The 4,424-nt window shown below is 77.7% G+C and carries 3 protein-coding genes and 1 pseudogene; all 4 read right to left on the reverse strand.

What is annotated here, in order from left to right:
• Window positions 1-2,080: pseudogene (locus ACFQ11_RS37150) on the reverse strand (hypothetical protein); the annotation flags it as partial.
• 56 nt (window positions 2,081-2,136) lie between these two features.
• A complete protein-coding gene (locus ACFQ11_RS37155) occupies window positions 2,137-2,445 on the reverse strand; it encodes a hypothetical protein (RefSeq protein ID WP_378307565.1) in 309 nt (102 codons plus the stop codon).
• 9 nt (window positions 2,446-2,454) lie between these two features.
• Window positions 2,455-3,111 (reverse strand): HAD family hydrolase, encoded by a 657-nt coding sequence (locus tag ACFQ11_RS37160; RefSeq protein WP_378307567.1) that lies wholly within the window; start codon window positions 3,109-3,111, stop codon window positions 2,455-2,457.
• Between the two features lie 100 nt (window positions 3,112-3,211).
• On the reverse strand, window positions 3,212-4,424 hold a 1,213-nt coding region (locus ACFQ11_RS37165), incomplete at its 5' end, for a beta-ketoacyl reductase (RefSeq protein ID WP_378307569.1).

The following is a 4,424-nucleotide window of genomic DNA, read 5'->3' on the forward strand; positions in this document are numbered from 1 at the left end:
GGACGGGCCGGGCGGGCGGCTCTCCGCCGTCCGGCCGCCCGGCCGGCGCCTCGCCCGGTGTCTCGCCGGGCGTCTCGCCGGGCATCGCGGGCGCCGCGCCGGGGATCGCGGCGACCCGCGCGCGGAGGGCGTCCGCCAGTTCCCGGGGCGCCGGGCGGTTGAACCGCCCCTCGATCTGGTCGAGCTGCCATCCGCGGGCGGCGGGCTTGAGCCGCACCACTTCCGCGTTGGCCGCCAGACGGCCGTCCGGGCCGTACAGACCCACCAGGACGGACGTCCCGTCCTCGGCGTCGTCTGCGTACGCCGCGATGCAGTTGCCCATGTAACCGGCCCAGTCGGCCAGGTCCCGCGCGGTGCGCGCCACCTTGACGCGGTGCCCGCCCACCTCCGCGCCGTCCAACGAGGCGAGGGGCGCCGGAACCCGGAACTCGCCGGTCAGGGCCTCGGTCACGGAGGTTCCGGACCACATCGCGTCGACGAGCCCGGCCCACGTCCGGACGCCCTTGGACGGGACCGCGCCGAACGCGACGAGCTGGGCGGCCCCGGCCACCGCCTGCGGGAGCGACGCGTACCCCGGCCCGGTCGCCGGCGCGGGCTCGACCTCATGCGAGTACCAGGGCTCGCCCGTCCCGGGTTCGGCCTGTGCCCGGTCATGGCCGTGCACCTGCGCGAGCGCGTCGATCAGCTCCACGTACCAGAGGAAGTCGCCGACCACCTCGACGGCGGCGGCGTCGCCGGTCGCGGCGACCCGGTCCGACAGCGGCTCCCGGTCGTGCATCCGTTCCGCCCACGGCCCGATGCCGTCCCACTCCTCCGGCGGGCGAACGCCGCTGTACCCGGCGCGGCCCCGCCATTCCGCCAGCGGGACCTCCGCCCACCCCCGCAGCGCGGTCGCGGGCACGCGCGTGTCGAACCGGTCGAGGACCTGCACGATCTCCCGGACGATCACCAGGGCGTAGTCCCGCGCGCAGGCCAGGCGCGGGCGAACGTATCCCGCGAGCCGGTCGTCCGCCGGTTCGCCCACCCGCCGGAGCAGGTCCCGCACGTAGGCGCCGGGCCGGGGCGGCAGGCCCGTCAGGCCCGGCACCCGCCGCGCGTCGAGCACCGTCGCGTCGTCGCGCGCGGCGTGCACCGCCGCGTCCAGCACGGCCGCCGACCGCGCCAGCCCCTCCCCGAGACCGTGATCGGCGACCGCGACGGCCGTGCGCAGCAGCGCCGTGGCGGCGAGCGCGTCCCGGAACAGCGCGATGAGCACGACGTGCCAGTAGGCGTCGGGCGGCACCCACCGGGCGGCCGCCGCCACCGGCACGTCCGTGCCCAGGTCGCTCCGTACCCACTGCAGGACCTGCTCGTCCGCGCGGTGGCGCCGGCGCGCGTGCAGGTCTTCGACCCGGTCGCGGCGCGACTGCGTCGCCCGGAGCCGGTCCCGGCGCGACTCCCCGGCCCGATGCTCCGCCACCCGGCCCCACAGGTCCAGGAGGAGGTCCAGCCTGCGCGGCGGCGGCACCGGCGCGAGCACGCGCCGCAGATCGGCGCCCAGCGGCGACGGCGAACCGCCGGGGATCACCGGGTCCGGCGCGTCCAGCTCCAGCACCCGTTCCAGCTGCTCCGGCCCGAGGACGTCGCTCGCCGCCGACGCCAGGTGCAGCGCGTCCCATCGGCCCTCCTCGGCGGCCCGCGCCGCCGCGGCGCCGACCCGCTTGGTGACCGAGGGGCCGAACAGCGCGACCATGAGCCCCGCCCGGTCCCCGATCCGCCGCGCGTCCCGCACGCCGACGGCCCGCAGCGCGGCCAGGACGGCGTCGCGCCGGTCTCCGCGCGCGCCCTCCAGCCGCCCGGACCGGAATCCCGCCCCGAGGTCGACGCCCGCGCCCGCCGCGACGCCGCCGCCGCCCTCGACCAGCAGCCGCAGCGCCGTCACCGCCCGCCGCACCTCGCCGTCCGGCGCGCCCTCGGGCCCGAGCGCGACGGGCGCGCCGGGCTCGGCCCCCTGCTCGTCCACGCGCACGGGCCCGGACGGCCCCGGGGCCCACGCCGCACGCCGCGCGGCCACCACGCCGCCCGCCAACCGGATGCTCATCGCGAGACATCATCACCCGGACCGGGCGACCGCCCAACCGATTTTCCGCCGGGCCCTCACTCCGAATTCATCGGAAAGAAACGCTCCGACAGGGCCATCCACGAGGCGAACGCGAGATAGCCCGTCTCGAAGGCGACGAGGTCGCGGTCCCATCGGACGCCCGCCTTCCCCTTTCGAGCGGCGAGCAGCAGCGCGGCACCGCCCGCCAGGTTCAGCCCCGCCCACACGCCGTTCGTCACCGGGCCGGAATCGCGCCCGGCCAGCGGCGTCAGGTGCCGCCGCCCGCTGACGGCGGTGGCGATGTGCGGGGCGCTGTTGGCGACGAGCATCCCGGCGAAGAAGGACTGCACACGCGACGCGTTCATGCCGGGATGCTAATGCAGCGGGCTCTTTTCCAGCTTCTCGAGCAGATCCCGGGGATCGTCGAAAACGGCGACGGCGCCCGCGGCCTCCAGTTCGTCGCGCGCCCACCCGCCGGTGAGCACCCCGACGCACGGCACCCCGACCCGCTCCGCCGCCTCGACGTCCCACGCGGTGTCCCCCACGAACACCGCGCGTGCCGCGGGCACCCCCGCGCGTTCGAGGGCCAGCTCCACGATGTCCGGGGCGGGCTTGCTCTGCCCGACCTCCGACGCCGACGTCGTCTCGTCGATCGCGTCCTCGGCGTCCAGCGCCGCGCGCAGCGCCCGCATCTCCGGCTCGGCCGCCGAGCTCGCGAGCACCACGCGCTTTCCCCGCCCCTTGCAGGCCCGCAGCAGGTCCGCCGCGCCGTCGAACGCCCGCAACCGGCCCCAGTACTGCGCGTACAGGGCCGTGTGCGCGTCCCGCATCGCGTCGTCGGCGTCCCGGTCCCGCCCGCCCGGCAGCACCTGGTCCAGCAGTTTGTCCGACCCCATCCCGATCGCCCGGTGGATCTTCGCCATCGCGACCACGTGCCCCTGCTGCCGGAACGCCTGCCACCAGGTGACGGCATGCAGGTACGTGGTGTCGACGAGCGTCCCGTCCACGTCGAACAGCACAGCCTCAACCATGCCCGGGGCCTACCCGCGCGCGGCCGGCGCACGCACCGCGCGCCGGCCGCGTCCGCCGCCGGTCGTCCGCCGCCGGTCGTCCGGCGTCAGTCGTCCAGCGTCAGTCGTCCTGCGGTGCGAGCTCCTCGTCGAGGATGTCGAACAGCTCGGCCGCGGTCGCCGTCCCCAGCGAGTCCGGCGCGTCGTCGGGCTCGCCCGGATCCTCCCATCGCGCGGCGAGCGCGCGGAGGCGGGCGGCGAGGCCGCGGCGACGCCGGTCGTCCGCGGCCAGCCCGGCGAACGCCTCCTCGAGACGGGCGATCTCGCTCTCGACGGTGTCCGCGGCGGGCGGCCCGGACAGGGCGGCGGCCAGGTGCGCCGCGATCGCGGCGGCGGTCGGGTGGTCGAACACCAGGGTGGCCGGGAGGCGCAGGCCGGTGGCGAATCCGATGCGGTTGCGCAGTTCGATCGCCGACAGCGAATCCAGGCCGAGGTCGACCAGCCCCCGGGCGGGGTCGACGGCCGCGGGCCCGTCGTGGCCGAGGACGGCGGCGACGTGCGCCCGGACCTGCTCCAGCAGGAGCGCCTCCCGCTCCGGGGCGGGCAGCGCCGCCAGACGGGCCGCGTCGTCCCCGGTCCGGGGCGCGGCCGGGCGGCGGGGTCCGCCGCCCGCCAGGACGGTGAACGCCGGGGGGATCTCGCCTTCGGCGGCGCGCGCGCGGATCCGCGGGAGATCCAGGCGGACCGGCACGACGACGGGACGGTCGACGGTCAGCGCCCGATCGAGGAGTGCGAGGTTCTCCGCGGCGTCCAGGGGCACGAGACCGGACGCGGCGGTGCGCCGCACGGCGGCGCCGGCCAGCCGGGACGCCATCCCGGCGGCGCCGGCCCAGGTGCCCCACGCGAGGGCGAGACCCGGCAGCCCGGCGGCGCGGCGGGCGGCGGCGAGCGCGTCCTGGAAGGCGTTCGCGGCGGCGTAGCCGCCCTGGCCGGCCTGCCCGAACACCCCCACCGCCGACGTGAACAGGACGAACGCCGACAGCCCCGGCGGGGCCAGTTCGTGCAGGTGCACCGAGCCGTCGACCTTCGGCCGGAAGGGGGCCTCGAGACGGCCGGGGGTCAGTTCGGTGACGAGGGCGTCGTCGAGGGCGCCCGCGGCGTGGAAGATCGCGGTCAGCGGCGGGCCGCCGATCCCCGCGAGCAGGTCCGCGATGGCGGCGCGGTCCGCCACGTCGCACGCCTCGACGCGCACGTCCGCGCCGAGGCCGCGCAGGCCGGCGGCCAGTTCGGCGTCGCCGGGCGCGTCCGGCCCGCGGCGGCCGGTCAGCACGAGG

Source organism: Actinomadura sediminis (assembly GCF_042675525.1).
GTDB classification, from domain to species: domain Bacteria; phylum Actinomycetota; class Actinomycetes; order Streptosporangiales; family Streptosporangiaceae; genus Spirillospora; species Spirillospora sediminis.